Raw genomic sequence first — 25,508 nt, forward strand, 5'->3', positions numbered from 1 at the left:
GCTTTCGCCGATACATTGGCGACGACTGCGCGACAGGCGGTAAGTGCTTTGCTGAGAATAGTCAAAATTCAAGAGTTGTCGCGCGTACTCAGAGATGAGTTTCGATGGCGAAGCACCAACCTCGTACGATCAAGCCACGGACCGCCGAAAACGATTACTTCCGACGGCCTGCCGTACAGGTGATGCAGCAGGAACGGCCCCGGGCCGAAGGTTGCTGCATCCTCGCCAGGCAGCGCCGGGTCGCCGCCGAGGTAAATCCCGGCGTGGTTCGGGTGGACCGTCCGTCCTACTTCCATCACGATCATGTCGCCGCGCTGCGGCTGGTCGACGCGATAGAAGCCGGCGGCCTCGTAGTTCGTCTCGTAAAGGCTGGCGTTGTCCTTGCTCTCCCACCAGCCATCCGCGCGCTTGAAAGCTTCAAACTCTAGCCCCCACTCGCGCTTGTACCAGTCGGCACAAACCTGCCAGCAGTCCCAAGCACCATGCACAAACGGGCGCTTCAGTAGCGGTACCTCACCGGTCGGGACGATAGTGCGCAGATCCCCTTCCGGCCAGCTTAGGATGTGCCAGGGCATGGCCGTCGCTTCACACATTGCAAGGTCGCGCGGTGACGGCCTGCTGGTGGCGTCCGGATGCGAGTGCACCACACCGATCACTTCGCCGATGTCTTCGGCCGCCGCGTACTCCTCGGGATCGATCCGGAATTCCTCGTTCGGCTCGGTCGAGACGTTGCGGCACGGGTAGTACTGCTGTTTGCGACCGATGCCCAGCAGCAGGCCACAGCACTCCTTAGGGTACTCGGCGGCCGCGTGCACCTGGATCGCGTTCAAAATGTGTTTGCGCATGTCAGCTCCGTGCGATCAGCGAAACGGCCGGGAAGCCACCAAAGGGCAGCGGGTTGCCCTCGCCGAAGCGTGGGATACATCCCTTGCCCAGCGTGGCGTCACACTCGTCCAATTCAGGGTTGTCAGTGACGACACCGTCCTTGGTCACGTAAGGGCCGGTGTAGCCGCAGTTCGGCCCTCGGTAGCCGCCGGTGAGACACCAGTGGCACAGCGTCGTTGCCTGTCGGCCGATGGACTCGTAACCGACGTCGCCCGGGCTGGCCAACTCCCAACTGACCGTCTCGCCGTCCTCGTTCGTTTTCTGGTCGATGTACCAGACTTCGATCGTCTCCTGGGTCGGATCTGCCGTCAGATTGCCGGCCGGGAAGTTCGCCGCGTCCAGGTAGGTGCCCAGCGTGTGGCGCATGGTCAACTTGAACTCGAGCAGATCCTCGAACGCGAGGCACAGCGCTGTGATCCGCCCATTGATGTTGCCCACCGATAAAGTTGGCCGCACGGCAGTGCCGTCGCCGTTCGCCTCGATGCCGTCGATCTGCATCGGCCAGGCGCTGTACTCGTTGCCTTGCCAGTAAATCGCTTTGGCCGGCAGCTGGTCGGCATTGTCGCCGGCGGCAATCAGCTCGGCCGCCGTGTGCGGAATCGCGTGCCCATGGAAGCGCAGAACATCCGCGCCATAGTCCGTGCCGTCCAATTCAAAGAGCAGCACTTCGCTGCCAGGCTCAAGCACCTGGATATCACTGATCAGCGGCATGATTGCCCCTTATGGTTGGAATGCCCGCTCGAACGTGGCGGTGAGTTTGAAGACTCCGCCGCCCATTGGAGTGGGAGCTGGATTTTTGCAGGTGAACAGGCCGAGTTCGCCGAGCGGCGTTGTCCAGAGAAACGCTTTCGCGCCGGCGTGCCGGTCGAGGAACTTCATGATCTCCAGCACCTTGGCCTTCTGGCCGACACAGGTGACCGGATATGAATCCTCTTTGTTGTTCGGGCCGTCGCCGACGTTCTGCGCGTAGCCGTTGCCGAATTTCGAGGTGCGCACCCGATAGTTGATATCGGGTGTTTCCCCGCGCTCGGTCGGCCAGTTGAATTTCTCGATGGCCATCAGGCCCTCCCATTTGTCAGGCGCCAGATCGAACCGCCCGGCTGCAGCGCTCGGGCAATCGCAGTTTCCGCTTCGGTTTTCGCAGCCTGCTGGATGCTCTTGCCAAGTTGGTTGGTTGTCTCTTGCGAAACACCCGCCCCGTCGCTCCCAGAAGTCTGCACCGAGACCGCTACCGGAAAGTTGTACGTGTTGCCGCCACCGCCGGACATTGCGGCCAGAGCAGGCCCGCCGCCGGTGGTCAACGGCGTGACGCTGCCGCCGTTGGCACCGGTCATCAGGAACGACCGGCCGCCCTCGTTGTAGAGCTCCGGTCCCAGTTCGTTGACTTCGTACAGAGAGTTCGGCGCAACAGGCCCACCAGCAGCCCGATATCCGGAGAGATCAAACCCTGTGTAGCCGGCCTGCGATGCTCCGAGATCTGAAGACACGGCACCGGCAGATCCAGCGGCCAATCCATTCCCGCCGCCGCCACCGAAGTAGGAGCCAGCTGCTGATGCAGCAATACCGAACAGAGCGCTGAGTCCTTGAGAAGTAGCCTGTCGAGTGGCGATCTTCGCCATATCCGCCAACACCGATTTGGTGAAGTCAGAAAACGAGAATTTGCCGTTGATGGCGAAACTGGCTACTGCGTCCTCTGCCGAGCTGAATGCATTAGTGAGCAGGCTTTTCGTCTGCCCCGCCGCATTCTGTGCGGACTCCAGATAGTTCTGCCATGCCGACGAGGCTCCGGCACTCCAGTCGCTCTGGGCTGCCGTCATCTCGTCGTAGTTGGCTTGAACCGTGTCGTGCAAGTCCTGCTGGGTTGCCTTCAGCGCCGCCAGCTTCTGCGTGTACTCGTCAAGGCTCATGCCGCGCGAGCCATCGCCGTACTGGTTCGCCAGATCCAGCTTCTGCTGATTGAAGCGATCGTCGATGCCGTTCTGCTGGCTCATCAGATCGCGCTGGCGATCTCCCAGGCCGATGCCCGCCGCCGCACGCTGGCCCTGCTCACGCAGAGTTTTGACTTGTTGCTGCAGCGCGCTGCTATAGGTGTTGACGGCCTCGGCCTGCTTCTTCAGCCGGCCCTCTTCGTTCTTCGCCAGGACGCTCAGTTCGGTGTCAGCATCCTGCTGCACCTTGACCATGGCGGCCCGGGCGTCGGCGATTTTCTGGTCAAGCTGGATGCGCTGTGCGGCCGATGTGCCGGCTTTGCTTTTCGCCGCCTCCAGTGCGGTGATCTCAGCCTCATACGCAGCAGTAACTTCGTCGCGCTCGTTGCCGATCATGGCTTCACGCGCTTGCAGATAATCAGCCTGCGAGATCAGCCCGGCCTTTTGCGAAGCCTCCAAATCCTTTTGAGCATTTTTGTACTCGGCGAGCACGGTATTGAGCGCGTTTTTCGAGTCATTGAACCCGGATAGATCGACGCTACCCGCGGCAACTTTGGGGTCCTTTTTCTGCTCCTCGATTGCCTTGCGCAACTGGTCGTAGGCGCCACCGGAAAACTTCTTCCCGTCAAACTGAACACCATCCAGCAGCGCTGACTTCTGACCTGTCTTTTCCGCGTTCTGATAGAGCTTGGTGAACTGGTCGTCCAGTTTCTTGTACGCGTCCCGACGCTTCGCGAGCGGGTTCAGGTTGTCCATCTGCTTGTCCAGTTCCTTCTGGACAGCGATCAATTCCTTGTTCGCCCGCGTCTCCTCGCCGGTCGCGGCAGCATTGCTTTCGCTCGCCGACAGACGAGCCTTCAGCCCCGCAAGCTTGGCCTCAAGCGCCGGCGTCGAGTCGTCGTTCTCACCGTCGTTCAACCCCAGAAAGGAATTGAGCGAGCTCAGCCCGTTTGAAATCGCTCCTGTAACCCCGCCCCCTTTCCGGGTTTCCAGCACGCGCTGGGTGATCTCGATCTGCTTTGCCAGGTCAGGGAAAATCTCTGACCTGACTTCAGCGTAGGCGCCCTTGATAGCCGCCTTCACTCGATCCCAATCGCGTTCGATATCGGACAGCGATTCTCGGTAGCTCTTCAGGCGCTCCTGGGCGGACTGATTTAGATCTTCACTGAGGGTGTCAAGCGCTCGCTGATGGTCGCCCTGATCATCAATCGCCTTGATCGTCTGGTACTGCTCGTAGGTGAGCAGCCCATACTGGTCGCTGATCTTCTCTGCGGCTTCTGTAGCGGTGTCACCGGCATTCGCGAGCGACTTGGCGATGTCTCCAGCGCCCTTCCCTGTCACCTCACCAATTGCTGCGGCGGCCTGAGCCAGGTTCTGCATTTGGACGCCGCTGGTAGCGGCACCGGAAGCCAGTGCAATCACCGCCTCGCGAGCGCCAGCAAAGTTCTCAGTGATCGCCCCGGCGGTATCGGCCATCACCTTGAGGCTGGCAATGCTCTGACCGGCATCGTTCGATCCGCCGTTGATGGCGACGTTGAACTCGCGGGCCTGCTTCTGTGCGTCGAAGTAGGCATAACCCAGAGCGCCGAGGACACCGGCCAGAAATCCGGCGGGAATCAGTGCTGCGGCCAGGCTCTTGGCAGACGCGCCCGCACCAGCGCCCAACTGAGCGACAGCCCGCGCACCACTCCCCCAATCCCCAGACTGCAGGGCATTGGTCAGCTGCATCACGTTTTCTTGCGCCTGGCGGGTGCCGAGCTTCAGCTTGTCGAATGCAGTTTCTGTCGCGGTCAGACCGTCACGGTCTTTGCCGATCTTCGCCAGCGCCTCTCCGTAACGAGTCGCGTCGATCTGGCCGGCCTTGTACAGATCGTTGAGCGCTTTCTCCTGCGCCTCCAGCTTTGCCAACTTCGCAGTGACCGGGTCGATGCCGTTGACCGTGCGCTTCAACGCTTCGATCTGACGGTTTTCAGCGTCGATCAGCCGCTGCTTCTGCGCCATCTCCTTGGCTTCGGCTTTCTCGATCCGCTCATACGCCTTGCCAAGCCGATCCTGATAGGACTCCTGCTGCTCGATGGTGACGAGACCGCCCTTGCGAGCGCGCTCCAGCAAGCCTTCAGCCTGGATCAGTTGCTCCATGCTGCCGATGTTGCCGGACATCGCCTTGTCGAGCTGGCTGATGATTGCGATTTCACTGGCCGCGCTGGCACCTGCCTTGCGGCTGGCATCGACTTGGCGCTCTTTGGCGCCCGTGGCCTTGTCGATGCTCTGAGCAGCCTCGTTCTCGGCCTGGCTGATCTTCTTGCCGGTGTTGGCCAGGCCTTCGCCCGACTTGCCGAGATCGTCAATCGCCTTTTCGGCATCAACTGCCGAGTCGACCAGCTTGTCGAGATCGTCAGCCGCCTTGGATGCCGACGAGGAGTTCACCTCGATACCGAGGGACGCGAAGGTGGTGCTCATTTACTGTCCCTCTGTTCCGCCATCACCCGCAGGGCTTCGGCTTCCATGACACGGATGTCTGGAAAGACGTCGGCGACCTCCGACCGAGTAAGGCCGAGAAAGCCGGCGACATGGCGAATTGACGTGTAATCGAGTCCGGTAGCGCCGCACGCGCCTGTACGCCACTGGGTGCCCATGGCCTCGAAGACCTTGAAGGCTTGCCAGACATCAGGCCAGACCTCACAGATCTCATCGGGTATGTCACGAAGAGAAAGGCCGAAGGCCGCCAGCGATTCGGCTGACGGCCCCGGCTCGTACAGCTTGCGGGAGACGCTTAGGAGTTTCCCAAGCGTGCGTTGCTGAAGGCATCGGAATAAGCGGCCAGCACCGCGCCCGGCGTGGCGGCGATTGATTTGACCAGGATGCGCAGGTTTTCGTCGGTGAACTCTTCGGCAATATCCCAGCCGGCGACAATCGCCTTCAGCTGCTCGACCTGCAGATCAATCAGCAAAGCCGTGAACTGCTCAATGCCGGCCTCTTCCGCTTTCTCCTTGAGCGCCTTGTGACGCTCACCCCACTCCGCGTAGAGCCCGGCCAGTTCGGTGCGATCGCGATATTTGAATTCGAACTCAACGCTGACCGGGTCACCGCCAACCGTTGGCAGCATGACGACGTGATTGAAGGTTGGATTCCGGGCGAGTGTGAACTTTGCCATGTGCCTTCCTTACGCCGAGGCGCTATAGCGGGTTGGGCGGCCGGTCAGCGCGATGCTGATAACGCGGGTCATCAGGTTGTTGCGCGACATGGTCGGGGTCGAGGTGATCGAGACGTAGCCGTTGTAGATGATCCGGCTGCCGCCCGGCAGGTTCAGGCGCAGAACGCGGGCCTGTTTGTCGTCGTCCGCGGCCTCGCAGACATCGACATAGGGCTGCGACGGATCGTCGGCAACCGTGATAGTCAGGGTGATCGGATTCTTGGTGGTCGGCATCTGGCGGTCGTCATCGTCAGCCAGGAAGCCAAACGTTAGAAACTGCTGGTCGCCCCCGCTCGAGCCGAGCTCGGTGATTTTCGAGATCTCGGTGAAGGTCGTCACCTCGCGGGCGGCACCGACGCCCGAGCCGGCCGGATACTGCTGAATGTTCGTGGTATTCACGCCATCGAGCGCAAAGGTGCCGCTGGCAATCTCGCCGACTTGCACGGCACGGCCGTCCAGGCGGGTCCAGCCAGAGCTGAGGGCGATGATGTCGCCCTCGGCCAGACCGTGGGCTGCCGCGGTCGCCACTGCCGGGTTGGCATTGGTCAAGGCAGTGAATGGGATTGCAGCGCCATAGGCGGAAGCAATTTCGAACGTCGCGCCGTTGGGCATTTGAATGCCGGCCATGGGTTTTCCTCTCTTCAGAAATGATAAAACCCGCTCAATGGCGGGTTCTGGGTTTGCCCAATGGGCGGTTTAGATGTTGCTACTCAAGCTTCATATTGTTACGCACTTCATCCAGCGGTATGCCGGACTTCGAACCGACAACCACGCCGGTGAGCCCGCAGTGTGGGCAACAAGCATGCAGTTCTTCGTACCACTTAATGATTTCGGCCGGCTTCAGCCATGCGCCGCACCCAGTGCATAGGCACCGGTCGCTCCCGCCAATTTCCTCACGGTTTCGATAGCAGTGGGCATCCACCATTTCGCCGAGGTATTGAAGCCGTTGCTTCCGATTTTCATCCATCACCAATAGCTCTTGAGAGTTGATGACGGGATTCTACCTCAGCAGATCAGTCGGTATCGGCTCGGTACATGAACGACACCGGTACGGTGAAGGTCGTGTCGCCTGGAATACCTGGCCCCTGATCGACCGGCGTTATGGTCACCACGGTCAGCGCGCCCTTCGTGTTTCGCTCGTACAGCGGAAACAGCGCGGCGATCTGGTCAGCCAACGCGCCGGCCGCGCCGCGATACTTCCCTGCTGGTGTCACGATGCTGACCTGAAACACCCCCGTGAACAGCTTGTGATCACCGGCAAGCGTGCCGCTTGCGGTGTCGCCCGGCAAAGTGAAAGCTCGCAGGTAGGTGACACTATTTCCGGGCTCATAGGCCTCGTTCTCGACGACGACCTTGATGGGTGTCGGCAAAGCCTTCGCCCAAGCGATCAGCCGGGCTTCGTAGATCGAAGCGATGATGTTGTGGCTCATACCTGATTGTTCCTGATGGCTTCGTCGACGATCTGCTGGAATCGCGCGAGCGTGATACGCACCATGCCGCCCGGTGCCTGTTTGGAATGGCCGTACTCAAGCGGCACCGCATATGGCAGGTTATTAACGATGTACGCCGTTTGCCCGATGGTCAGTTGTTCGACCTGAAGCCTGAGCTTCGCCAAGGTGATGCCGCCGGCCGGATCGACCTGATCAAGTTCGCCTTCTGCCGGCGTCCCGATCGAGAACTGCCAATTCCCGCGGAATCGGCCGCCGGCGTAATCCTTGCCAGCAACCAGTCCATTCACGCTGAAGTTCTGGTCGCGCTCGGTCTTTGTCAGCGGCTTGGCGTACTTCACGCCGCGCTTCAGCTTCCCGGCCTTGGTGAAATTGCTCTCATCGAGATTGATGAGGGTGTTGCGCACGGCGACCTTGAAATCGTAGTCATCGGCGGCGCGGGTGTTGGTTGCGCGATGCGCCACGTTCGCGGCCCAGATCTCGGGGTTACCCACCGGTGACATGCGGATGACGCTGCTACCGATCTCGATCACGATTTCGCGGAAGGTGGCGTCGAGCCCTGCCTGGGCCTGCTCGGCAAACTGGCGGATGTTCTCGGCAAAGCTGCCGGACTGCCCGGCGCCCGCCCGGCTCATGACCGCACCTGCAGTTCGTAGAGGATCGGCGTCCCGGCGGGATTCACCTCTTTCAGCGGCGGCACGATGGACCAAGTACGCCCCTGAATGATCACCTTGTTCAGCAGGTCCGGTACCCAATCCAGCCCCTGCGCGGCGATTTTCAGTTTCTTGTCGCCCTGCTTGATGAGGCTATTGTTCTGGAATTCCTGACCGGTGAAGTCGAGCAGGATGCCTTGCGCGGTCTGCACGATGGTGGCGCATGGCGATTCGCCGCCCGTCTCCGGGTCGTACTCGCCCGGCTCCGTCTTGTTGATGGTCACGGGCTGGCCGAACTCTGTGATCATCTCCAGAGCCATCACGGCCATTTCGTCGTAGAAGGCCATGTTGGCTCCATCAATGAAATCGAAAGAGTTAAACCAACTCGTCTTTCTTCGCTAAGTAGATCTCCAGAGCATCATTCGCGCCCTGTCGTGCCACTTCAAGAATGTCGGTCAAAGTAAACTTGTCGTCGGTATCCCCGGCGAGCAACCCTTGGGCAATAGATTGGTAGAGCTCCTGCCAAACATCGATATTGCTTTTCATAGTGCCTCCTATCAGTGAGGCACAAAGCTATCATTACGCGCGAACTGCGAACAGCCCGCGTTTCTGTAGGTAGTCAGCAAACTGTGTTGCGCTCGGCCGATCCGGCGCTGCCGGCAACAGTCGGCCGCTGGTATTCGGGATCGCCGCGTACTCGCGTGTGACAGCGCCCTCAACACGCTCCAGCGTTACCGCGCCTTTGCGCTTCTCGATCGGGTCGACGTCGTCAGTGTGGATCTCGGCGGCCAAAGCCATCTGACCGTACTGGATCCGCGCTGGCAGGTAGTTGTCGGGCTTGATCTCGTAATCCAACTCGACACCGCGGCGCGGCCACGCCAGAGCCTGCCCGCTGTTGGACTTTCGCCCTTTCCAAGACATGCCGTCCATTGCCAGCGCGGCCCGGCGCAGCAGCGCTTCTTGCGCTGGAACCTCCGCCGGGATGATCACGCCGAACTTCACGGCGTACATGGCCAGGTCTTCGGCGGATGCGTAGCTTTCGGCGTCAGGCTTGCCGATACCGTCCTCGATGATGAGAGTCATGAATCAGCTCGCTGTGATTTTCTGGATCGGGTACCGCGTTGCCGGGCACCCGGGTTATTACGCCTGCTGCAGTTCAGCAACTGCCTTTTCCAGCGATTCTACCGAAGCATTCGCCCGATACGTCACGTTGGCGGCGTCTAGCTGCGCCTTGAGGTTCGCGATCTTCTCGGCATTATCGACCGGCTCCGCTGCCGCCTTGAGGCGTTCGACTTCAGCGCGGAGAGATTCAACCTCGCCCGCCAAGTTGTCACGTTCACCCGTGAGGGCTTCGAAACCTTCATGAATGGCTTTCAGTGCACCGAACAGGCGGATTGGCAGTTCGCCGGCGCCAGGGTGTTCCAGATCGGACAGACCTTCAGCGGCGTCGATTAACAACACGATGCCGTCACGCTCCGCATTCAACTTGTCGATCAGCTCCTGCAGCGCAGCGTGATCACCACTATCGGCGATCAGCAATACCGGCGCCGGCTCGACCTGCCGCACCGTCACCTCCGGCACATCATCGGCCTCACCATCGCGATTTTCGGTGATGCTCGCGTCGATGATGCGCAGGCCGTGTTCCTTCGCTAACGCCTTCACGTCTTCCCGGTACTGGTGAAACGGTCCGGGCAGATACCAAATTTTGTTGCTCATGATTGCATCTCCGCCAAGCCGGGCACACGTCCCGGCTTGGACATCGCGGGGTTACTTGGAGGCGTCACCGATCAGAGCCACACCGGCGGTGTGCTTGATGCTGGTAGCGGTCTTGTCCCAGTTGGTGCCGGTCGCCAGCTCAGCGTCGGTTGGAGACTTGCCGCCGGTGGTGGTATCCCAGGTGTACCCCTTCAGGCCCAGGCCGAAGGTGTAGTCGGTCTGGAGCGTAGTTTCGATGCGCTCCTTGCCGTTGGTGGTCTGGACATTGCTGATGATGTCGCGGCCGTCGTGGACCAGCGCAGCGCCTTGCACCAGGGAGAGGATGATTTCCTTGTTCGGGGTGCCGGCCTGCATCAGCGCAGGGGCATCCGTCACAACGGAGATCTTGCCGAGGATGTCCACCACGCGAACGTTGCCTGCCTGGAACAGCTGCTGCTGGTTCGCCAGGTTCTGGCCGACCAACTTGTGGTAGCTGGTGCCCTGCATCACTTGGGTGACCAAGTTCTGGCTTGCGTCGCCGAACTTCGCATGCGCGTTGTTCAGGCCGGCGTAGCTGATACCTGCGGTAGCCGACACATCGTTGACTGCTGCCTCTTGAGCGGTGATTGCTGCAACCAGTGCCGCGATCGCAGTGTTCAACTGGTCCTTCAGCAGGATTTCAGCGAACGCTCGGCTGGCGACTTCGATGCCTTGCGCAGTTGGGCGCTCCAGCCAGGTCATCTGCGATGGTTCATAGCGGATCGGGCCGAAGCCGCCGGCGACCTTCACCGAAGTGTTTTTCAGTTCGGTCAGGTCGGTTGCAGCAACGGCGGCGTTGGCGCTGTAGCGGTCCACGCGGCGCTGAGCAGCAGCCAGGGTCTGGAAAAACGACTCTTGGAGGAAGTCGCCAGTGAAGCCGTCCGGGGACAGCACGATAGCGCCGCGACTCGCAGCGTTGAAAGCGGCCAGGTACTGATCCAGCGTCTCGAGAGTCGCAGGCATGATGTACTGGTTGAAGACCTGCATTTGCGACAGGGACATGAGTTATTTCCTTACGATTGAGGGAGATCTGGGAACCGGCTTGCGATCGCAGCCGTGCGTTCCTCTTTGGTACCGCCGATTTTTCCTTTCGGGGCCCCGCCCCCACCACCTGCACCGCCGGCCCCGCCGCCAGATGCTTTACTGCCCGCGATCAGCGGCGCGAACGCCGCGTCATTCGCGATTTCTGCTTTCAGCTCGTCCAGCGTTGCCGCCGAGAGCTTGCCCTGTGCGTCGAGGACGACCACAACAGGCTTCCCATCGCGCTGCTCGACGCTCAGACGGCGTTCGATGTGCGGCAACAGAGCTTTTGCGCTGCCTTGCACTGCAAGTGCAGAGGCGATGTCAGTAGCGGTACGCCCTACAGTCAGATCCCGGATCTGCCCGCTCAACGTTGCCCGCTCCTGTTCCAACGTGCCGGTTAGCTCAGCTTCTCGGCGAGTGAATTTCTCTGTCCACGAACGCTCGAGCTCTTCGACGTTGCCGGACTTGCGAGCGAGTTCTTCCCGCTCCAGACGCGCAGCCTCTTCGGCTTCGCGCGCCTTCTTCTCGGCGGCTTTTTTCTCGCCAAGCAATTCATCAACCTTGGCCTTCAGGCCGGATACATCTTCTTGCTGCGGCAGACCTTCAATGCCGAGTACGAACTTGCCGTCCTTCTCGGTGTAAAGAGCGCGCACGGCTTCATCTACCCCTTCCAGGGTATCCAGTTGGAATTTCAGCATTGGTTGTCTCCCAGAGACGTAGGTGCAGGCCCTGCCTGCGGGCATAAAAAATTTCGCCTGTCAAGCATCATCGAAAGATAGGCGAGATGCCCGAAGTCTATATGGGACAAGGGCTTGAGTCTTCTCGCCGGCCCTTCGCGCGGTTCCGCGCAAACAGGCTAGGAGCCACATAAGGGCAACGCGGTTGCGGGCTCCGGCGTGTCCGAGCGTGCATCCACGCTCGGCGTTGGCGGCGATGATATGACGAGGCTCCCCCGAGCCATAGCCCAAAGCAAAAAGCGCAGGTCGATGGCCTGCGCATTTTGTTTGCAGCGGGTACGGCACCGCATCTATGCAGGCGGCGCATCGCGTCGGGGCGCGGGTGGCGCTTTCGGCGGTGCCGTCCCTTTCCTGAATCCCCGATCCCGCGCCATGAACGCTTCCAGCATGTGCGGAATCAGCGTCACGGCATCGACCGCTTCGCCGTAGGTCTGCGCGTGCAGCGCGGCGTAGCGGTCGAGGTCGGCTTTGAGGCTGGCCGGGCATGTGAAGGTCAGCTTGACGCTGGTGCTGGAAGGCAGCGGTCCGAGCCGCAGTTTGTTCGTGCTCATCGTGACGACCCCCTGTTGAAGAACAGCGGCTGGTACGGCTGAAGTACCAGGTCGCGGTTGACGATGATGCGCACCGGCAGGCCGGGCCGGTTGGTCAAGGTGGGCTGGATGTTCAGGTTGCGGCGCGTCACCTCCTGGCCGATCTGGTTCACCGTGTCCTGCACGCTGTCGCGGCCGGCGATGATGACGCGGTTGCCGTCCTGGCGGTTCTCGGGGGTGGCCAGTTCGGCACCGATGCCGAGCAGCGTGGTCAGCGCCGCGCCGGCGAAGATCCGATCCCAATGCCAATCGACACCATCCTCCAGGCCGGCATAGCCGGCCGGGTCGCTGCCCACCAGATTGTCGAGCTGAACCGATGAGGTGTCCGGCAGGATGATGCGATGCCACACCATCTGGATGCGCGTCTGCCCGTAGCTGACCTGGCTGTTGTAGCGGCCCATCAGGCGCGAGCCCTGCGGGATCAGTGGATAACGGCCGGTGGCCGTGTCGTAGACCGTTTCCGTCACCGTGGCGATCACGTCACCCGGCAGGTCGGACTTGATGCCCGTCACCAGCGCGGCCGGGATCACCGTGCCGGCCATCACCTGATACGGCGAGACAGGCATTTGCAGATTCCCGGAATTACGGGTTTGCGTGGAACCGGCTTGTGACAGAAACGCCTCCTTCTGCTCCTGCCGGTTCTGCACGGCCGTGGGGTCGAGCGACTGCGCGGCCGTCGAGGCCGGCCCGGCCGCCAGCGGGTCGAAGGCCGCGTTCGACGCGAACGCAGGCGCGGCGGCCTGGGCTGGTGCCGCCGCCGTGGCGCGCTGCCCGCCCGAGCGGAAGAACACCGACGAGGCAGCCGCTTCCTCGGCCTCCTTCAAGCGGGCCAGGCGCTCGGCCTCGGCCGGGTCGTGGCCGGATGGCGGGTAGCCTTGCGCACGCTGCTCGGCGCGCAGGATCGGCCCGCCCAGGTCGCCGGGCAAGGGCTCGCCCAGCATCGGCACCTCCGGCGGCAGCGCGGGTGGCAGTTGCGAGTAGTCGGCGGGCAACTGCGCCAGCCCTTCGGAGCGCGACACGCGATCGACGTTGTACAGCTCGGCCTGCTCGCCTGCGCCCCGACGTTGCGGGGCTTGCAGCGACCAGATCGTCGCGCCCAGCACGGCGGTGGCCATGCCGCCGACCAGCACCGCCAACATGCGCCGGTTCAGGCGCGTGACCGGGCGCGGTTGGGCGCGCAGCGCCACCGCCTCGGGCGCCAGCTTGCCGGCCGGTGGCGCGGCAAGCTCGGGGGTATCGTCCTGGCTCATGGTCAGTTCCCCCGCGTGACGCCATCGGTACGTTCGATGCGCACGATGTCGCCCTTCTTGCCGCCCAGACGCAGTTCAGCCGCACCGAACAGCCGGTCCACGATGTAGTACGGCGAGCGGAAGCGGTAGTTCACCAGTTGCCCGTCGCCCTGCGCGCCGATCACGAACAGCGGCGGCAGCTCGCCCTGGGCGATGCCGGCGGGAAACTGGATATAGACCTTCTCGCCATCGTCGAAGGCGCGCAGCGGCTTCCACGGCGCATTGCTGCCGCTGATCGCGTAGCGGAAGCGGATGTTTTCCAGCGACAGGCCCGTATCGAGCGGCGCGGCGACGCTGGCCGCCTGCGCCTGGCGCTGCAAGGACAGCATCCGGTCCCTCGGGTAGTCCCAGGACACCGAGGCCATCCACGCCTTCTCAGTCGAGGTCAGCTCGATCAGGTAGGTGCGGCGGCTGGTGGTGATGACCAGATTGGTTTTGAGGCCCGAGCGGATCGGCTTCACCAGCACATTGACGCGCAGCTCGTCACCGCCGCCGCTGGCCGTGTCGCCGACGATCCAGCGCACGGTGTCGCCGGCGGCGACCGTCACCAGCTCCTCGCCGGGCTGCAAGGCAATCACCGTCACCCGGCCCGGACTGGCATAGACCTGGTACAGCGCGCCGTCGGTGAAGGGCCAGACCTGAATCGCGTTGACGTAGCCCTCGCGCGTGGGGGCGACGCGCGCCTCCGCGTTGGCGCGGGACACGCGCACGCGCTCGTCCGTGGGCTCGGGCGTCGGTGGCGGCTCCACCGTCTCGGGCAACGGCATCAACTGCCCCGGCAGCGGCAAAGGTTCGGGCACCGCGACCACCTCCACCGGCTTGGGCAGTTCAGGCAGCGGCTGCGCCTGCACCGGCTCGTCGAGGGTGATGGTCGGCGGCTTGCGCGGTGTGGCACAGCCGGTCAGCGCAATGGCGACCACTGCAACAGCGTAAAAGCGGAAAGACGTTTTCATGGCCTGCCTCCTTCGGTCGAATCGAGTTCGCGGCTCCACGACAGGCCGTTGACGTAGATGCCCAGGGGATTGCGGCGCAACCGCGCCTCGGTGCGGGGGAGTTGCAGCACGATGGACACCACCGCCGTCCAGCGCTCGATGCCCGCCGCCGCGCCGTTGACGTAGCGGCGCTCGGTCCAGCGAATCTGGAACGACGCATCGCTGGCGCGCACGACGCTGTTGATCTCCACCGTCACCGTTTCCCGGCCGATGCGCGCGAAGGGATCGTTGGCCCGCGCGTAGTCGTTGAGCACCGCCGCGCCGCGGTCGGTGGTGTAGTCGTAGGCGTCCAGCCAGTTCTGCCGGACGACGATAGGGTCGATGGACAGCGAGCGCACCAGCGTGACGAAGCGCGCCAGGTGGTGCGCGATCTGCGCGTCGTTGGGGCGGTACGGCGTGGCCGCCTCGCCGACAGCGCGCACCTGCCCACCGTGATCCACTTCCACCACATAAGGTGTGACGATGGATTGCGCCGAGCGCCACACCAGGCCGCCGGCCATCAGCAGCGCGAGCGTCAGGCAACCGAAGGCCATCAGCCGCCAGTTCTTCGCCTGCACGCGGGGCGAGCCGATGCGCTCGTCCCACACCTGTTCGGCGCTCTGGTACGGCGTGGCCGGCTGCGGCGATTCGGCATAGCGCACCTGCGGTCGTTTGAATCGCATGGCAAGTTCTCCTTATGAATTCGAGGGATCGCGCAGGCTGGGGCCGCTGCCCGCGCCGCCGCCGTCGCCACCGCGCAGCGTGTGCGCAACGGTGGTGGCGGCATGGGAAAGCTGCTGGCGGCGTTGCAGGCGCTTGGCCCAGGCCGGTTGCGAGGTACTGTCGGACGTGGCGTCCGCACCGCCCTGGGCGGTCGAGGCAGCAGCGCCGCCGCCCGCCCCAGCCGTCGAGGTGGCGGCTTCGGGCTGCATGGCAGAGGCGGCCCGCTCTTTCAGCGAGCGGGCACCGGCGGCGACCTTCTGGCCGACCGACTGCGCGCCCGTGCGGGCGACGTTGCCTAGCCCGGCCGCTGCACCCTTGAGGCCACCACCAGCGCCAGCGGAACCCGCCTGGAAGGCGGACTTCGCACTGCTGGCGGTGGATGCCATCGAGCGCGCACCGCCGGCGACCATGCGGGCAGCGCCGGGCGCCATGCGCGCACCGGCGACGACGGCACCGCCCACGCCCGTGGCCACCGCGCCCGCCGCAACGGCAGTGCCGGCCACGCCGAGCGCGGCACCGGCCATCGCACCCGCGCCAAGTTGCGGGCCGCCGGAAATCAGCCCGGTGGCGATGCCCGGCCCGAAGATCCCCAGCGCCAGCATCGCCAACGAGGCGAGCATCACCACCAGCGCGTGGTCGATGGACGGTTCATCGGGCACGGTCTGGAACTCGGCGAACAGGCCGGTGCCGATGCCGACGATCACCGCCAGCACCAGCACCTTGATGCCCGACGACACCACGTTGCCCAAGACCTTCTCGGCTAGGAACGCGGTCTTGTTCCACAAGGCGAACGGCACCAGCACGAAGCCGGCGAGCGTGGTCAGCTTGAACTCGATCAGCGTGATGAAAAGCTGCACCGCCAGGATGAAGAAGGTGAGGATCACCACCAGCCAGGCCAGGAACAGCACCATGATGGCATCGAGGTTCACGAACACGCCGGGAAAGCCCGTCATGTCGCCGATCTGCTCCATGATCGGCTCGGCGGCGTCGATGCCCACCTTCGCCAGCCGGCCGGGTTGCAGGAACTCGGTTTCCGAAATCGTCGAGCCCGAAGCCATCAGCCCCAGCCCGGCGAACGAGCGGAAGACGATGCCCGCCAGCAGGTTGAAGTTGCTGAGGATGTAGGCGAAGGCGCCGACGTAGAGCACCTTGCGCAGCAGCTTGGCGATCACGTCGTCACCCTGGCCGGTGGCGTGGCTCATGGCCCAGTACAAACCGGCCAGGGTCATGTCGATCACGATCAGGGTGGCGGTGAGAAAGGCGATCTCACCGCCCAGCAGTCCGAACCCCGAGTCGATGTAGGTGGAGAAAACACCAAGGAATCGGTCGATCACCGCCACGTCGTCCATCACGCTTTCCTCAGTTGCCGTAGAAGCGCACGGGCTGCGGCGTGTACGGCGTGCCCTCGCCGAGGAAGCGCCGCCGCACCTCGCGGGCGCGCTCGGTGGCCGCCGCCTGGCGCGCCAGCTCCAGCGATGCGGCACGGTCCTGCGTCAACTGGAGCTGCTGCGCCTGGATCGCCTGCTTGGCCTGCAAGGCCAGCAGTTGGTTGGTCGCCTGCATGGCTTGCAGCGCGCCACCGGCCGACTGGCTCTGGGCGACCAGATCGGCCAGCACGCTCTCGTCTTCGCTGAGGTTCTGCGACACCTGCGCCTGCACGCGCATCGCTGTGTGCAGGCCGTCGAGCGTGTGGCGCCAGCGCTCGCGCGCATCCTGCGCCATGCGGTCGCCGCTGACGCTGGCGGCGTACTCGTGCGGGTACAGCCGCGCGAACTCCTGATCCATGTGCGCCACGTCGTAGGCCAGGCCCTGCGCCTCTGCGATTAGGCGTTCGGTGGTCGCCAGCGTCGAGCGCAGCCGGTTGACCACGTTGTAGTCGAGGCCAGCCAGATTGCGCGCCTGATTGATGAGCATCTGCGCCTCGTTCTGGAGCTGGCGCACCTGGTTGTTGATCTGCTCCAGCGTGCGGATCGCGGTCAGCGTGTTCTGGATCAGGTTGGTCGGGTCGATGACGGTGAACGCCGTCGCGGGTTGCACGACCAGCAGCGAGCCCGCCAGCACGGCGGCGAGCGAAACGGAAAGCACACGGGTTTTCATGACAGGTTCTCCTGTGATTGGGGGGATAAGAACGGGGATGCGGCGGGCGCGGACGGCAGCAGCTCGGCCGCCCAATCGAGGCCGCGATGGCGCAGCCAGACACTGGCGAAGTCGGCGTGGCCGGCCTCGCGCAATACACGGTCCATGTCGCGCTGATCCTGCGGCGTCGAGGCGCCGGCGAACGCCAGCACGACCGGCCCCAGGTCGAGGTCGAACAGGCGGTTGCCGAGGCGCGACTGGTAGTAGTAATCGCGCTTGGGCTGCGCGGTGGCGACGATCTCGATCTGCCGGGCGTTGAGCCCGAAGCCCTGGTAGATCGTGCGAATCTGCGGCTCGGTGGCCTGCGGGTTGGGCAGGAAGATGCGGCTCGCGCAGCTCTCCACGATGGCCGGTGCGATGCTGGAATCCTTGATGTCGGCAAGCGACTGCGTGGCGAAGACCACGCTGACGTTCTTCTTGCGCAGAGTCTTGAGCCACTGGCGGATGCGCGCCGCGAACACCGGGTCGTCGAGGAACAGCCAGGCTTCGTCGAGGATCAACAGCGTGGGCGCGCCGTCGAAACGCTCATCGAAGCGCGCGAACAGATAGCCCAGCACTGCCAGCACGGCGGCGCGGCTGGCCATCAGTTCCTCCATCTCGAAGCCCTGCACATCGGCGGTGCCGAGCCGGTCGTGGTCGGCGTCCAGCAGCTTGCCGTGCGCGCCGCCGAGCACGTAGGGCGCGAGCGCCTGGCGCAGCGCGTTGTTCTGCAACAGCACTGAAAATCCGGTCAGCGTGCGCTGTTCCACCGGCGCGCCGGCGAGGCTTTGCAGCGCCGACCAGATGGCGGCCTTCTCGTCGGGGCCGATGGTGGCACCCTCCTGCTGCGCCCGGCCTTCCAGCCATTCGGCCGCCCAGGCGCGGTAGCCCTCCTGGTCGATGCGCGCCAGCGGCTGGAACGCGATGTCGCCATCCGTGCCCAAGTCGTAGTGCTCGCCGCCCAGGCCCAGGATGGTGGCGCGCATCGAACGCCCCATGTCGAAGGCGAAGATGCGCGCGCCGGGATAGCGTCGGAACTGCATCGCCAGCGTGGCGAGCAGCACCGACTTGCCCATGCCGGTGGGGCCGGCCACCAGCGTGTGGCCCACGTCGCCGATGTGCGTCACCAGCCGGAAAGGCGTCGCGCCGTCGGTGCGCGTGACGATCAGCGGCGGGCCGTCGAGGTGGTCGTTGCGCTCCGGCCCGGCCCACACTGCCGACACCGGCATCAGGTGCGCGAGGTTCAGCGTGGAAATGATCGGCTGGCGCACATTGGCGTAGGCGTTGCCCGGAACCGAAGACAGCCAGGCATCCACGGCGTTGAGTGTTTCCGGAATGGTGACGAAGCCGCGACCCTGGATGACGCGCTCGATCATGCGCAGCTTCTCGTCGGCCACGGCCGGGTCGGCGTCCAGCACCGTCACGGTCGCCGTCACATAGCCGAAGGCCACCTGATCGCCACCCAGCTCCTGCAAGGCCGCGTCGGCATCGACGGCCTTGTTGCTGGCGTCGGTGTCCACCAGCGGGCTTTCCTGCTGGAAGATCGTTTCGCGCAGCAGCGCCACCACGTTCTTGCGCTTGGCGAACCACTGCCGGCGCAGGCGGCCCAGTTCACGCTCGGCCTCGGCTTTGTCCATGCACAGGAAGCGCGTGCTCCAGCGGTAGGCAAAGCCCAGGCGGTTCAAATCGTCCAGCAGCCCCGGCCAGGTCGAGGTCGGGAAGCCGCGCACCGACACCACGCGCAGGTGCGCATCGCCCAGCATCGGCGCCAGGCCGCCGACCAGCGGGCAGTCGGCCAGCAGCGCATCGAGGTGGAACGGCACCTCTGGCACCCCGACGCGGTAGCGCCGCGTGGAAATGGTCGCGTGCAGGTAGGTCAGCGTCTCGCCGTCGTCGAGCCAGGCAATCTCCGGCATCACGCCGTCGAGCAGGTCGAAGAAGCGATCCGTCTCCGCGACGAAGGCGGCCAGCCGCTCGCGCCAGTCCACCCCGCGCTGCGGCGTGTTCTCGTAGAGCAGCTTGGCGGCGCGCGCGTGGGATTCCTCCGGCGGCAGGTACAGCAGCGTCAGGTGGTAGCCGCTCTCGAAGTGGCTGCCGTCTTCCTCGAAGGTCGCACGGCGCTCTTCGTCCACCAGCCAGGACAGCGGCTCGGGAAAGTCGGACTGCGGATAGTCGGCCGCCGCCAACCGCTCGGCCTCCACGAACAAGGCCCAGCCCGAACCCAGGCGGCGCAGTGCGTTGTTGAGCCGCGCCGACGTGGCGATCAGCTCGCCCTGCGTCGCGCTGTCCAGGTCCGGGCCACGAAAGCGCGCGGTGCGCTGGAACGAGCCGTCCTTGTTGAGCACCACGCCGGGCGCCACCAGCCCGGCCCAGGGCAGCCAGTCGGCGAGCAGTGCGGGACGCTGGCGGTATTCGGTGAGGTTCAACATGGCGGCGCCCTCACACGTCCAGCAGCGGCTTGTGCTTGATGTGCCGAGCGAACACCTGCATGAATTGCGGGTCCAGCCGTGCGCCCCACACCGCCAATGAATGGCCGACGATCCACAGCACCAGGCCCGGAATCCACAGTTGCAGACCCAGGCCCACGGCAGCGGCCAGCGTGCCGTTGGCGATTGCCACGGTGCGCGGCGCACCGCCCAGCAGGACCGGCTCGGTCAGCGAGCGATGCAGCGGCACCTCGAAACCACTGGCGAAACCGTCGGCGAACTCATCGGGCGCGCTCATACGACGGCCCCGCCGGAGAAGCTGAAGAACGACAGGAAGAACGAGGACGCTGCGAACGCGATAGACAGGCCGAAGACGATCTGGATCAGCTTGCGGAAGCCGCCGCTGGTATCGCCGAAGGCCAGCGCCAACCCGGTGGCAATGATGATGATGACCGCGACGATGCGCGCCACCGGCCCCTGGATGGATTCGAGGATGGCTTGCAGCGGTCCTTCCCAGGGCATCGAGGAACCGGCCGCGTGCGCCGTGCCGGCCATCAGCAGGAATACGAGCGCCAGCAGCAGTCCCTGTTGCGTCGGCCCGGCCAGGCGCGCAAGGCGGGAAACGTGGAAAGGCGGATTTACGGAAATGCGCAAAGCATGAGAAGGCGTCATGGCAGTTCTCCAGGGTGGGTTGAGGACGGGGAAGGAAGTGGCTGTGCCAGTGCGTCGTCGAGCTGGTAGCCGTGGCCGTCGAAGCCGCTCACGCGGGCGACGGTCTGCACATGCCGGGCACGGCCGCGTCCGGCGATGAACACGATCACGTTCACCGCCTCGGCGATCAGCGCGCGCGGCGGGGTCAGGGCGACTTCGAGAATCAGTTGCTCCAGGCGCAAGAGCGCGCCGTGGGCGGAGCTGGCGTGCAACGTGGCGATGCCGCCGGGGTGGCCGGTGCCCCACACTTTGATGAGGTCCAGTGCTTCACCGCCGCGCACCTCGCCAACGATCACCCGGTCGGGGCGCAGGCGCATGGTGGCGCGCACCAGCTCGGTCATCGACACCACGCCGGCGCGGGTGCGCAGCGGCACGTGGTCGCGCGCCGCGCACTGCAACTCCACCGTGTCTTCGAGCACCAGCACGCGGTCGCCGGTATCGGCGATCTCGGCCAGCAGCGCATTGGCCAGCGTGGTCTTGCCGGTACTGGTGCCACCGGCGATCAGGATGTTCTGACGCTCGCGCACCGCGCGGCGCAGAAACGCGGCCTGCGGCTCGGACAGAATGCCGTCGCTCACATAGTCGGCTAGGCCGATCACGCCCACGGCGCGCTTGCGCAGGGCGAAGGCCGGGCCTGGCGCCGCCGGCGGCAAGATGCCCTCGAAGCGCTCGCCGGTTTCCGGCAGTTCGGCGGTCAGCAGCGGTTGGCCGCGATGCACCTCCGTGCCGACGTGCGCGGCCACCAGGCGGATGATGCGTTCGCCATCGGCGGCGGACAGCGACTCGCCAGTGGCCGCACGCCCCGACGACAGCCGGTCGAGCCACAGCGCGCCGTCCGGGTTCAGCATCACCTCCACCACGTCCGGGTCTTCCAGCGCGGCGGCGATCAGCGGCCCCATCGCCGTGCGCAACATGCGGATGCGTCGGTCCAGCGACGTGGCGGCGGAAGATAGCTCGTTCATAAGGCCGTCTCCCTCGCACGCTCCTGCGCCTCGGCCAGCGCCGCCGCCTCGTCCAGCCGCTGCACGTCGGGCTGGATCTCCTCGACCACCTCACGCACCAGGCTGCGCCCGCGCAGCAGGTGGCGGCCGAGCTGTTCGATGAACTGCTCGAAGCGCGCCTTGCCCTGCGCCTTCGCCGCCTCCTGATGCGCCTCCGGCAGCGGCGTACTGACGGTGAGGTAGTAGCGCACGAACAGCGCCAGCGTCTCGATCAGGATGTTCTGGTCGCGCTCCAGCTTCTCGAACTGGCGCGACAGGCGATCGAGGCGTTTGGCGATGGCCGCCTCGCGCTGGTCGGCCGCGTCCGGCGACAGCCAGGACGCCAGCGCTGCCGCAACGATGGACGACTTGGACACGCCTTTCTTGGCGGCCAGCTCGTCCAGGCGCTTGGCGTGGTCGCGCTCGATGAACAGGTTCAGGCGATGGCGGGAATGAAGATGGCTCATAGCTGGATTCCGTCGTTGGGATCGAGGGCGGCCAGCCGCGCCGCGCGCGTCAGGCGCGGGTCGAGCTGGGATGGCAGGGGAAGCGGCAGGTCGTCTTCGTCATCAAGCAGCGCCAGGTCACTGGCCGCGTGCTCGGGTTCGGCGCTGTAGGCCACGGCGTCGGACAGCTCGGGCTGGCGGCGCGGGCCGCCGTCGTCGGGGTCGTCGAGCCCAGCGGCTGCGACAGCAGGCGCAACGGGTATGGCGGGAACCGCCAAGGTGCTCCAGTCGTCCGGCCGGACCGCTGGAGCATCCGTATAGCGGCCCTGCACCAGCACGGGCGGCGGCAGGATGCGGCGCTGGAAGTTGGCGTCGGTGTAGTAGCGCAGCTTCCGCGCTCTGATCGGCGGATGGCCGGACACCATCACCACCGCCTCGTCGGGCGGAAGCTGCATCACCTCGCCGGGCGTGAGCAGCGGCCGTGCCGTCTCCTGACGCGACACCATCAGGTGGCCGAGCCAGGGTGCGAGCCGGTGGCCGGCGTAATTGCGCTGCGCGCGCAGCTCGGTGGCGGTGCCCAGGGTTTCGGAGATGCGTTTCGCCGTGCGCTCGTCGTTGGTGGCGAAGGTCACGCGCACATGGCAGTTGTCCAGAATCGAATGGTTCTGGCCGTAGGCTTTGTCGATCTGGTTGAGCGACTGCGCGATCAGGAAGGCGCGCAGGCCGTAGCCCGCCATGAAGGCCAAGGCGGACTCGAAGAAGTCGAGCCGGCCCAATGCCGGGAACTCGTCGAGCATCAGCAGCAGTTCATGGCGGCGTGGAATGCCGTCGCTGCCATCGAGCGATTCGGTGAGTCGCCGGCCGATCTGGTTGAGGATCAAACGCACCAGCGGCTTGGTGCGCGAAATATCCGAAGGCGGCACCACCAGGTACAGTGACACCGGATGCTTCGCCGAAATCAGGTCGGCGATGCGCCAGTCGCAGCGCGAGGTCACTTCGGCCACCGTGGGATCGCGGTACAGGCCGAGGAAAGACATGGCGGTGCTCAATACACCCGAGCGCTCGTTGTCGCTCTTGTTGAGCACTTCGCGCGCGGCGGACGCGACCACCGGATGCGGCGCATCGCCCAGGTGATGCGTCGTCATCATCCGGTGCAGCGTGACTTCAAACGGGCACGCGGGATCACTGAGGAAGTTGGCGACGCCGCGCAGCGTCTTGTCCTCGCCGGCGTAGAGCACATGCAGGATGGCGCCGACCAGCAGCGCGTGGCTGGTCTTCTCCCAGTGGTTGCGCTTTTCCAGCGCGCCTTCGGGATCAACCAGAATGTCCGCGATGTTCTGCACGTCGCGCACTTCATGCGCGCCGCGCCGTACCTCCAGCAGCGGGTTGTAGGCGGCCGACTTCGCGTCGGTGGGGTTGAACAGCAGGCAGTGCGAAAAGCGCGAACGCCAGCCGGCGGTGAGCTTCCAGTTCTCGCCCTTGATGTCGTGGATCACGGCTGATGCCGGCCACGTCAGCAAGGTGGGCACCACCAGGCCCACGCCCTTGCCGCTGCGGGTGGGCGCGAAGGCCAGCACATGCTCCGGCCCGGCGTGGCGCAGGTAGCGCCCGTCGAACAGGCCGAGAAACACGCCCGCCAGGCCCATCAGCCCGGCCTTGATGATTTCCGCGCCGGCGGCCCAGCGCGCCGAACCGTAGGTGGTGACGCGGCGCGCCTGCCGCGAGCGCCATACCGACATGGCGATGGCCACCACTACCGCCACCAGGCCGCTCGCGCCAGCGATGGCGCCGCCCTTGGCGAAGATGTGGGGCGCGTAGGCGTCAAAGAAGAACCACCACTCGAACAAGCGCCATGGGTGGTAGACCGGCGTGCCGAAGAAATCGAACCAGGGCGAGCCAAGGCGTACTTGATAGCCCAGGGCGGCGGCTGTCCATTGTGTGGCGGTCCACACGCCGGCGATCACGATGCCGAATACGGCGGCGATCTGCCCGAACAGCACGTTCGTCCCTTGCATTTACGGCCTCCGACTTCTCCTGCGCTGATGCCTCGGCGAAAACGGCACACATGCGTGCCGCAAGGTCGAGAATCAGTGCCGGGTCGGTGCCGGTCAAAGACCGTTATCGGGACAAAACTCGCTTGGAAAACATCAATTCATGCGGGGGCGGAAACAGAGAAAGCGCAGCAAGCGCGAGCGCGTTGCGGCGTGTTGAGAAAAATTCAAGATCGAAACCGCCAGGGCTGCGATCAGAACTTCGGCGGCGTCTCGGGCGGTGTATAGGGCACGGTTCCGTCACCGAAGAAGCGCTTGCGCGTCGCCTCGGCCACGCGGTTGCACAGCTCGTCGCTCAGCGCGGCGCGATCGAGCCTGCATTGTTGGCGAAGCTCCTTCAGCCGTTCGGGATCGGCCGCGAGCGCTTCGACTGTGGGCAATGCGGCCGGCGCCGGTGTTTCGGACTGGCCGCAGGCGGTGAGCGCCAGGGCAAACAGAAACGGCATGATCTTCTTCATGGCTCGAATTCCTCCGCAGTGTCGGACTGATGGGGCGTGGCGGGCTTGCTGCCCTCGGGCGACTGGATGGAATGAACCCTCTCGATGAAGCGGGTCAGGGTTTCCGAAGGTTCGCCGACCAGTCGCAGCAGATAGGTCGTGAGCATGGGCGAACGTCCGGCCAATGGCCTTGCCACGATGCCCGAGTCTCGGCAGACGATGATGTGCGATGAGCCGGCCAGCCCCAGGGCCAATCCCGCCGACACCAGCGCCATCATCAAGTCGAACGACGCCACCTGTTCGGCAATCAACGGCTCGCGCTCCGCGCGGCGCAGCACGCGCGCCACCTGTCGCGCATAGCCTTCGTACACTTGGGGATCACACAGCACCAGCGGATAGCGCAACACTTCGTCCAACGGGATGCGCTTGTGAGCGAGCAGCGGATGCCGTGCGGGCACGGCCACCATCAGCGGATCACTCCACACCGGCTCCGCGACGATGCCATCACCCACCTCGTCGGACTGTGCGAAGCCCACGTCGTACAGGTCGTCATGCAGCCCTTTGATCTGTTGTGACAGCGGCGTCTCGAACAGGCGGATTTCGACTTCGGGTTCCTCCTGCCGACACAGCGCCAGCAGGGTGGGCAGGCGTGATGGCGTGAGTCCGTCGGACAGGGCGATGCGTAGTTGGCCGTGAAAACCGTTGGCCGCAGCCCTCATGCTGTCCCGTGCCTGCTGCAAGGCTGCGAAGATGCGCGGCACATGGGTGAGGAACAGTGTGCCCGCACGAGTCAGCCGCGTACTGCGGGTGGTTCGTATGAACAGCTTGACGCCCAAGTCTTCTTCCAGCTCCTTGATGGCGCGTGACAGTGGTGACTGCTCAATGTGCAAGCGTTCGGCTGCGCGGGCAAAGTGCAGTTCCTCGGCAACCGCGAGGAAGCATCGCAAGTGGCGTAGTTCCATCCAGTAGTTCCCATCGTTGAATCACCGGCAACCAAGAGAACCGCCCACATCCGGCATGCTTTCTACTCGGGCGCCTCAGCTTCTCCTGCATCGAAATCAACCATCAGCGCTCGCCCCCATACGGCCTGACGAAGCCCACCAGCCCCGAAGAAGAAATACCCATGCTCTCGGCATGGGCCAGCGGGTGAACATTGAACGGCACGGAA

The 25,508-nt window shown here is 64.5% G+C and carries 28 protein-coding genes and 1 pseudogene; all 29 read right to left on the minus strand.

What is annotated here, in order from left to right; all coding sequences use genetic code 11:
* Positions 1 to 68: 68 nt before the first annotated feature.
* The 29 genes and pseudogenes from HXW87_RS20760 to HXW87_RS20900 all read right to left on the minus strand — a co-directional run bounded on the left by HXW87_RS20760 (position 69) and on the right by HXW87_RS20900 (position 25,302).
* Positions 69 to 845 carry a C40 family peptidase gene (locus HXW87_RS20760; protein ID WP_239777656.1) on the minus strand — a complete coding sequence of 259 codons (777 nt, stop codon included), beginning with the start codon at positions 843 to 845 and terminating at the stop codon, positions 69 to 71.
* Position 846: 1 nt separating this feature from the next.
* Positions 847 to 1,596 (minus strand): phage minor tail protein L, encoded by a 750-nt coding sequence (locus HXW87_RS20765; RefSeq protein ID WP_239777657.1) that lies wholly within the window; start codon positions 1,594 to 1,596, stop codon positions 847 to 849.
* 9 nt (positions 1,597 to 1,605) lie between these two features.
* The gene (locus HXW87_RS20770) at positions 1,606 to 1,944 is read right to left on the minus strand and encodes a phage tail protein (protein WP_239777658.1); all 339 of its coding nucleotides are present in this window, start codon (positions 1,942 to 1,944) and stop codon (positions 1,606 to 1,608) included.
* On the minus strand, positions 1,944 to 5,273 hold the full coding sequence (locus HXW87_RS20775; RefSeq protein WP_239777659.1) for a phage tail tape measure protein: 3,330 nt from the start codon (positions 5,271 to 5,273) through the stop codon (positions 1,944 to 1,946). Before HXW87_RS20775 ends, HXW87_RS20770 begins: the two co-directional genes overlap by 1 nt.
* A complete protein-coding gene (locus HXW87_RS20780) occupies positions 5,270 to 5,542 on the minus strand; it encodes a DUF1799 domain-containing protein (protein ID WP_045122089.1) in 273 nt (90 codons plus the stop codon). Before HXW87_RS20780 ends, HXW87_RS20775 begins: the two co-directional genes overlap by 4 nt.
* A gap of 44 nt (positions 5,543 to 5,586) precedes the next feature.
* Complete coding sequence (locus HXW87_RS20785) at positions 5,587 to 5,967, minus strand: phage tail assembly chaperone (RefSeq protein WP_234205109.1); 381 nt, start codon at positions 5,965 to 5,967, stop codon at positions 5,587 to 5,589.
* Between the two features lie 9 nt (positions 5,968 to 5,976).
* Positions 5,977 to 6,633, minus strand: coding sequence for a phage tail protein (locus tag HXW87_RS20790; protein ID WP_007964989.1), 657 nt, complete (start codon positions 6,631 to 6,633; stop codon positions 5,977 to 5,979).
* A gap of 386 nt (positions 6,634 to 7,019) precedes the next feature.
* The gene (locus tag HXW87_RS20795) at positions 7,020 to 7,436 is read right to left on the minus strand and encodes a phage tail terminator-like protein (protein WP_239777660.1); all 417 of its coding nucleotides are present in this window, start codon (positions 7,434 to 7,436) and stop codon (positions 7,020 to 7,022) included.
* Positions 7,433 to 8,089, minus strand: coding sequence for a hypothetical protein (locus tag HXW87_RS20800; RefSeq protein ID WP_239777661.1), 657 nt, complete (start codon positions 8,087 to 8,089; stop codon positions 7,433 to 7,435). The genes HXW87_RS20795 and HXW87_RS20800 overlap by 4 nt, the downstream gene beginning before the upstream one ends.
* Positions 8,086 to 8,454 carry a hypothetical protein gene (locus tag HXW87_RS20805; RefSeq protein WP_239777662.1) on the minus strand — a complete coding sequence of 123 codons (369 nt, stop codon included), beginning with the start codon at positions 8,452 to 8,454 and terminating at the stop codon, positions 8,086 to 8,088. Before HXW87_RS20805 ends, HXW87_RS20800 begins: the two co-directional genes overlap by 4 nt.
* 28 nt (positions 8,455 to 8,482) lie before the next feature.
* Positions 8,483 to 8,653 (minus strand): hypothetical protein, encoded by a 171-nt coding sequence (locus HXW87_RS20810; protein WP_239777663.1) that lies wholly within the window; start codon positions 8,651 to 8,653, stop codon positions 8,483 to 8,485.
* A 33-nt stretch (positions 8,654 to 8,686) separates the two neighbouring features.
* Positions 8,687 to 9,190 (minus strand): DnaT-like ssDNA-binding protein, encoded by a 504-nt coding sequence (locus HXW87_RS20815; protein ID WP_239777664.1) that lies wholly within the window; start codon positions 9,188 to 9,190, stop codon positions 8,687 to 8,689.
* 57 nt (positions 9,191 to 9,247) lie between these two features.
* Positions 9,248 to 9,823 (minus strand): hypothetical protein, encoded by a 576-nt coding sequence (locus HXW87_RS20820; RefSeq protein ID WP_239777665.1) that lies wholly within the window; start codon positions 9,821 to 9,823, stop codon positions 9,248 to 9,250.
* A gap of 51 nt (positions 9,824 to 9,874) precedes the next feature.
* Positions 9,875 to 10,843: a major capsid protein gene (locus tag HXW87_RS20825; RefSeq protein ID WP_239777666.1), complete on the minus strand. Its 969-nt coding sequence runs from the start codon at positions 10,841 to 10,843 to the stop codon at positions 9,875 to 9,877.
* Positions 10,844 to 10,854: 11 nt separating this feature from the next.
* Positions 10,855 to 11,562 carry a hypothetical protein gene (locus HXW87_RS20830; protein ID WP_047297546.1) on the minus strand — a complete coding sequence of 236 codons (708 nt, stop codon included), beginning with the start codon at positions 11,560 to 11,562 and terminating at the stop codon, positions 10,855 to 10,857.
* 329 nt (positions 11,563 to 11,891) lie between these two features.
* Complete coding sequence (locus tag HXW87_RS20835; protein WP_031643423.1) at positions 11,892 to 12,152, minus strand: DUF2274 domain-containing protein; 261 nt, start codon at positions 12,150 to 12,152, stop codon at positions 11,892 to 11,894.
* Entirely contained in the window at positions 12,149 to 13,441 is a 1,293-nt protein-coding gene (locus HXW87_RS20840; protein ID WP_031643424.1) for a TrbI/VirB10 family protein, read from the minus strand. Before HXW87_RS20840 ends, HXW87_RS20835 begins: the two co-directional genes overlap by 4 nt.
* A 2-nt stretch (positions 13,442 to 13,443) precedes the next feature.
* Complete coding sequence (trbG, locus tag HXW87_RS20845) at positions 13,444 to 14,433, minus strand: P-type conjugative transfer protein TrbG (protein ID WP_181119332.1); 990 nt, start codon at positions 14,431 to 14,433, stop codon at positions 13,444 to 13,446.
* Positions 14,430 to 15,134 (minus strand): conjugal transfer protein TrbF, encoded by a 705-nt coding sequence (gene trbF / locus HXW87_RS20850; protein WP_031643427.1) that lies wholly within the window; start codon positions 15,132 to 15,134, stop codon positions 14,430 to 14,432. The genes trbG and trbF overlap by 4 nt, the downstream gene beginning before the upstream one ends.
* Before the next feature lie 12 nt (positions 15,135 to 15,146).
* Positions 15,147 to 16,523 carry a P-type conjugative transfer protein TrbL gene (gene trbL, locus HXW87_RS20855; protein ID WP_031643428.1) on the minus strand — a complete coding sequence of 459 codons (1,377 nt, stop codon included), beginning with the start codon at positions 16,521 to 16,523 and terminating at the stop codon, positions 15,147 to 15,149.
* 10 nt (positions 16,524 to 16,533) lie between these two features.
* Entirely contained in the window at positions 16,534 to 17,271 is a 738-nt protein-coding gene (gene trbJ, locus HXW87_RS20860; RefSeq protein ID WP_031643429.1) for a P-type conjugative transfer protein TrbJ, read from the minus strand.
* Complete coding sequence (gene trbE / locus HXW87_RS20865; RefSeq protein WP_031643430.1) at positions 17,268 to 19,718, minus strand: conjugal transfer protein TrbE; 2,451 nt, start codon at positions 19,716 to 19,718, stop codon at positions 17,268 to 17,270. Before trbE ends, trbJ begins: the two co-directional genes overlap by 4 nt.
* A 10-nt stretch (positions 19,719 to 19,728) precedes the next feature.
* Complete coding sequence (locus HXW87_RS20870) at positions 19,729 to 20,013, minus strand: VirB3 family type IV secretion system protein (RefSeq protein WP_031643431.1); 285 nt, start codon at positions 20,011 to 20,013, stop codon at positions 19,729 to 19,731.
* Positions 20,010 to 20,387, minus strand: coding sequence for a TrbC/VirB2 family protein (locus HXW87_RS20875; RefSeq protein WP_031643433.1), 378 nt, complete (start codon positions 20,385 to 20,387; stop codon positions 20,010 to 20,012). The genes HXW87_RS20870 and HXW87_RS20875 overlap by 4 nt, the downstream gene beginning before the upstream one ends.
* Positions 20,388 to 20,434: 47 nt before the next feature.
* Positions 20,435 to 21,388 (minus strand): annotated as a pseudogene (trbB, locus tag HXW87_RS20880) (P-type conjugative transfer ATPase TrbB); the annotation flags it as partial.
* Positions 21,385 to 21,873, minus strand: coding sequence for a ribbon-helix-helix protein, CopG family (locus HXW87_RS20885; RefSeq protein WP_031643435.1), 489 nt, complete (start codon positions 21,871 to 21,873; stop codon positions 21,385 to 21,387). The pseudogene trbB and the gene HXW87_RS20885, both read right to left, overlap by 4 nt.
* The gene (locus HXW87_RS20890) at positions 21,870 to 23,867 is read right to left on the minus strand and encodes a conjugal transfer protein TraG (protein WP_031643436.1); all 1,998 of its coding nucleotides are present in this window, start codon (positions 23,865 to 23,867) and stop codon (positions 21,870 to 21,872) included. Before HXW87_RS20890 ends, HXW87_RS20885 begins: the two co-directional genes overlap by 4 nt.
* Before the next feature lie 230 nt (positions 23,868 to 24,097).
* On the minus strand, positions 24,098 to 24,361 hold the full coding sequence (locus tag HXW87_RS20895; protein WP_031643437.1) for an EexN family lipoprotein: 264 nt from the start codon (positions 24,359 to 24,361) through the stop codon (positions 24,098 to 24,100).
* Complete coding sequence (locus HXW87_RS20900; RefSeq protein ID WP_031643439.1) at positions 24,358 to 25,302, minus strand: LysR family transcriptional regulator; 945 nt, start codon at positions 25,300 to 25,302, stop codon at positions 24,358 to 24,360. The genes HXW87_RS20895 and HXW87_RS20900 overlap by 4 nt, the downstream gene beginning before the upstream one ends.
* Positions 25,303 to 25,508 lie beyond the last annotated feature (206 nt).

Origin of the sequence: Pseudomonas sp. Y5-11 (assembly GCF_022368695.1) — a bacterium.
Classification (GTDB): domain Bacteria; phylum Pseudomonadota; class Gammaproteobacteria; order Pseudomonadales; family Pseudomonadaceae; genus Aquipseudomonas; species Aquipseudomonas parakoreensis.

Bases quoted from the DNA above. Each gene is read 5' to 3' on its own strand.
- HXW87_RS20760 (WP_239777656.1), bottom strand. From the start codon at position 845: ATGCGCAAACACATTTTGAACGCGATCCAGGTGCACGCGGCCGCCGAG.
- HXW87_RS20765 (WP_239777657.1), bottom strand. From the start codon at position 1,596: ATGCCGCTGATCAGTGATATCCAGGTGCTTGAGCCTGGCAGCGAAGTG.
- HXW87_RS20770 (WP_239777658.1), bottom strand. From the start codon at position 1,944: ATGGCCATCGAGAAATTCAACTGGCCGACCGAGCGCGGGGAAACACCC.
- HXW87_RS20775 (WP_239777659.1), bottom strand. From the start codon at position 5,273: ATGAGCACCACCTTCGCGTCCCTCGGTATCGAGGTGAACTCCTCGTCG.
- HXW87_RS20785 (WP_234205109.1), bottom strand. From the start codon at position 5,967: ATGGCAAAGTTCACACTCGCCCGGAATCCAACCTTCAATCACGTCGTC.
- HXW87_RS20790 (WP_007964989.1), bottom strand. From the start codon at position 6,633: ATGGCCGGCATTCAAATGCCCAACGGCGCGACGTTCGAAATTGCTTCC.
- HXW87_RS20795 (WP_239777660.1), bottom strand. From the start codon at position 7,436: ATGAGCCACAACATCATCGCTTCGATCTACGAAGCCCGGCTGATCGCT.
- HXW87_RS20800 (WP_239777661.1), bottom strand. From the start codon at position 8,089: ATGAGCCGGGCGGGCGCCGGGCAGTCCGGCAGCTTTGCCGAGAACATC.
- HXW87_RS20805 (WP_239777662.1), bottom strand. From the start codon at position 8,454: ATGGCCTTCTACGACGAAATGGCCGTGATGGCTCTGGAGATGATCACA.
- HXW87_RS20810 (WP_239777663.1), bottom strand. From the start codon at position 8,653: ATGAAAAGCAATATCGATGTTTGGCAGGAGCTCTACCAATCTATTGCC.
- HXW87_RS20815 (WP_239777664.1), bottom strand. From the start codon at position 9,190: ATGACTCTCATCATCGAGGACGGTATCGGCAAGCCTGACGCCGAAAGC.
- HXW87_RS20820 (WP_239777665.1), bottom strand. From the start codon at position 9,823: ATGAGCAACAAAATTTGGTATCTGCCCGGACCGTTTCACCAGTACCGG.
- HXW87_RS20825 (WP_239777666.1), bottom strand. From the start codon at position 10,843: ATGTCCCTGTCGCAAATGCAGGTCTTCAACCAGTACATCATGCCTGCG.
- HXW87_RS20830 (WP_047297546.1), bottom strand. From the start codon at position 11,562: ATGCTGAAATTCCAACTGGATACCCTGGAAGGGGTAGATGAAGCCGTG.
- HXW87_RS20835 (WP_031643423.1), bottom strand. From the start codon at position 12,152: ATGAGCACGAACAAACTGCGGCTCGGACCGCTGCCTTCCAGCACCAGC.
- HXW87_RS20840 (WP_031643424.1), bottom strand. From the start codon at position 13,441: ATGAGCCAGGACGATACCCCCGAGCTTGCCGCGCCACCGGCCGGCAAG.
- trbG (WP_181119332.1), bottom strand. From the start codon at position 14,433: ATGAAAACGTCTTTCCGCTTTTACGCTGTTGCAGTGGTCGCCATTGCG.
- trbF (WP_031643427.1), bottom strand. From the start codon at position 15,134: ATGCGATTCAAACGACCGCAGGTGCGCTATGCCGAATCGCCGCAGCCG.
- trbL (WP_031643428.1), bottom strand. From the start codon at position 16,523: ATGGACGACGTGGCGGTGATCGACCGATTCCTTGGTGTTTTCTCCACC.
- trbJ (WP_031643429.1), bottom strand. From the start codon at position 17,271: ATGAAAACCCGTGTGCTTTCCGTTTCGCTCGCCGCCGTGCTGGCGGGC.
- trbE (WP_031643430.1), bottom strand. From the start codon at position 19,718: ATGTTGAACCTCACCGAATACCGCCAGCGTCCCGCACTGCTCGCCGAC.
- HXW87_RS20870 (WP_031643431.1), bottom strand. From the start codon at position 20,013: ATGAGCGCGCCCGATGAGTTCGCCGACGGTTTCGCCAGTGGTTTCGAG.
- HXW87_RS20875 (WP_031643433.1), bottom strand. From the start codon at position 20,387: ATGACGCCTTCTCATGCTTTGCGCATTTCCGTAAATCCGCCTTTCCAC.
- HXW87_RS20885 (WP_031643435.1), bottom strand. From the start codon at position 21,873: ATGAGCCATCTTCATTCCCGCCATCGCCTGAACCTGTTCATCGAGCGC.
- HXW87_RS20890 (WP_031643436.1), bottom strand. From the start codon at position 23,867: ATGCAAGGGACGAACGTGCTGTTCGGGCAGATCGCCGCCGTATTCGGC.
- HXW87_RS20895 (WP_031643437.1), bottom strand. From the start codon at position 24,361: ATGAAGAAGATCATGCCGTTTCTGTTTGCCCTGGCGCTCACCGCCTGC.
- HXW87_RS20900 (WP_031643439.1), bottom strand. From the start codon at position 25,302: ATGGAACTACGCCACTTGCGATGCTTCCTCGCGGTTGCCGAGGAACTG.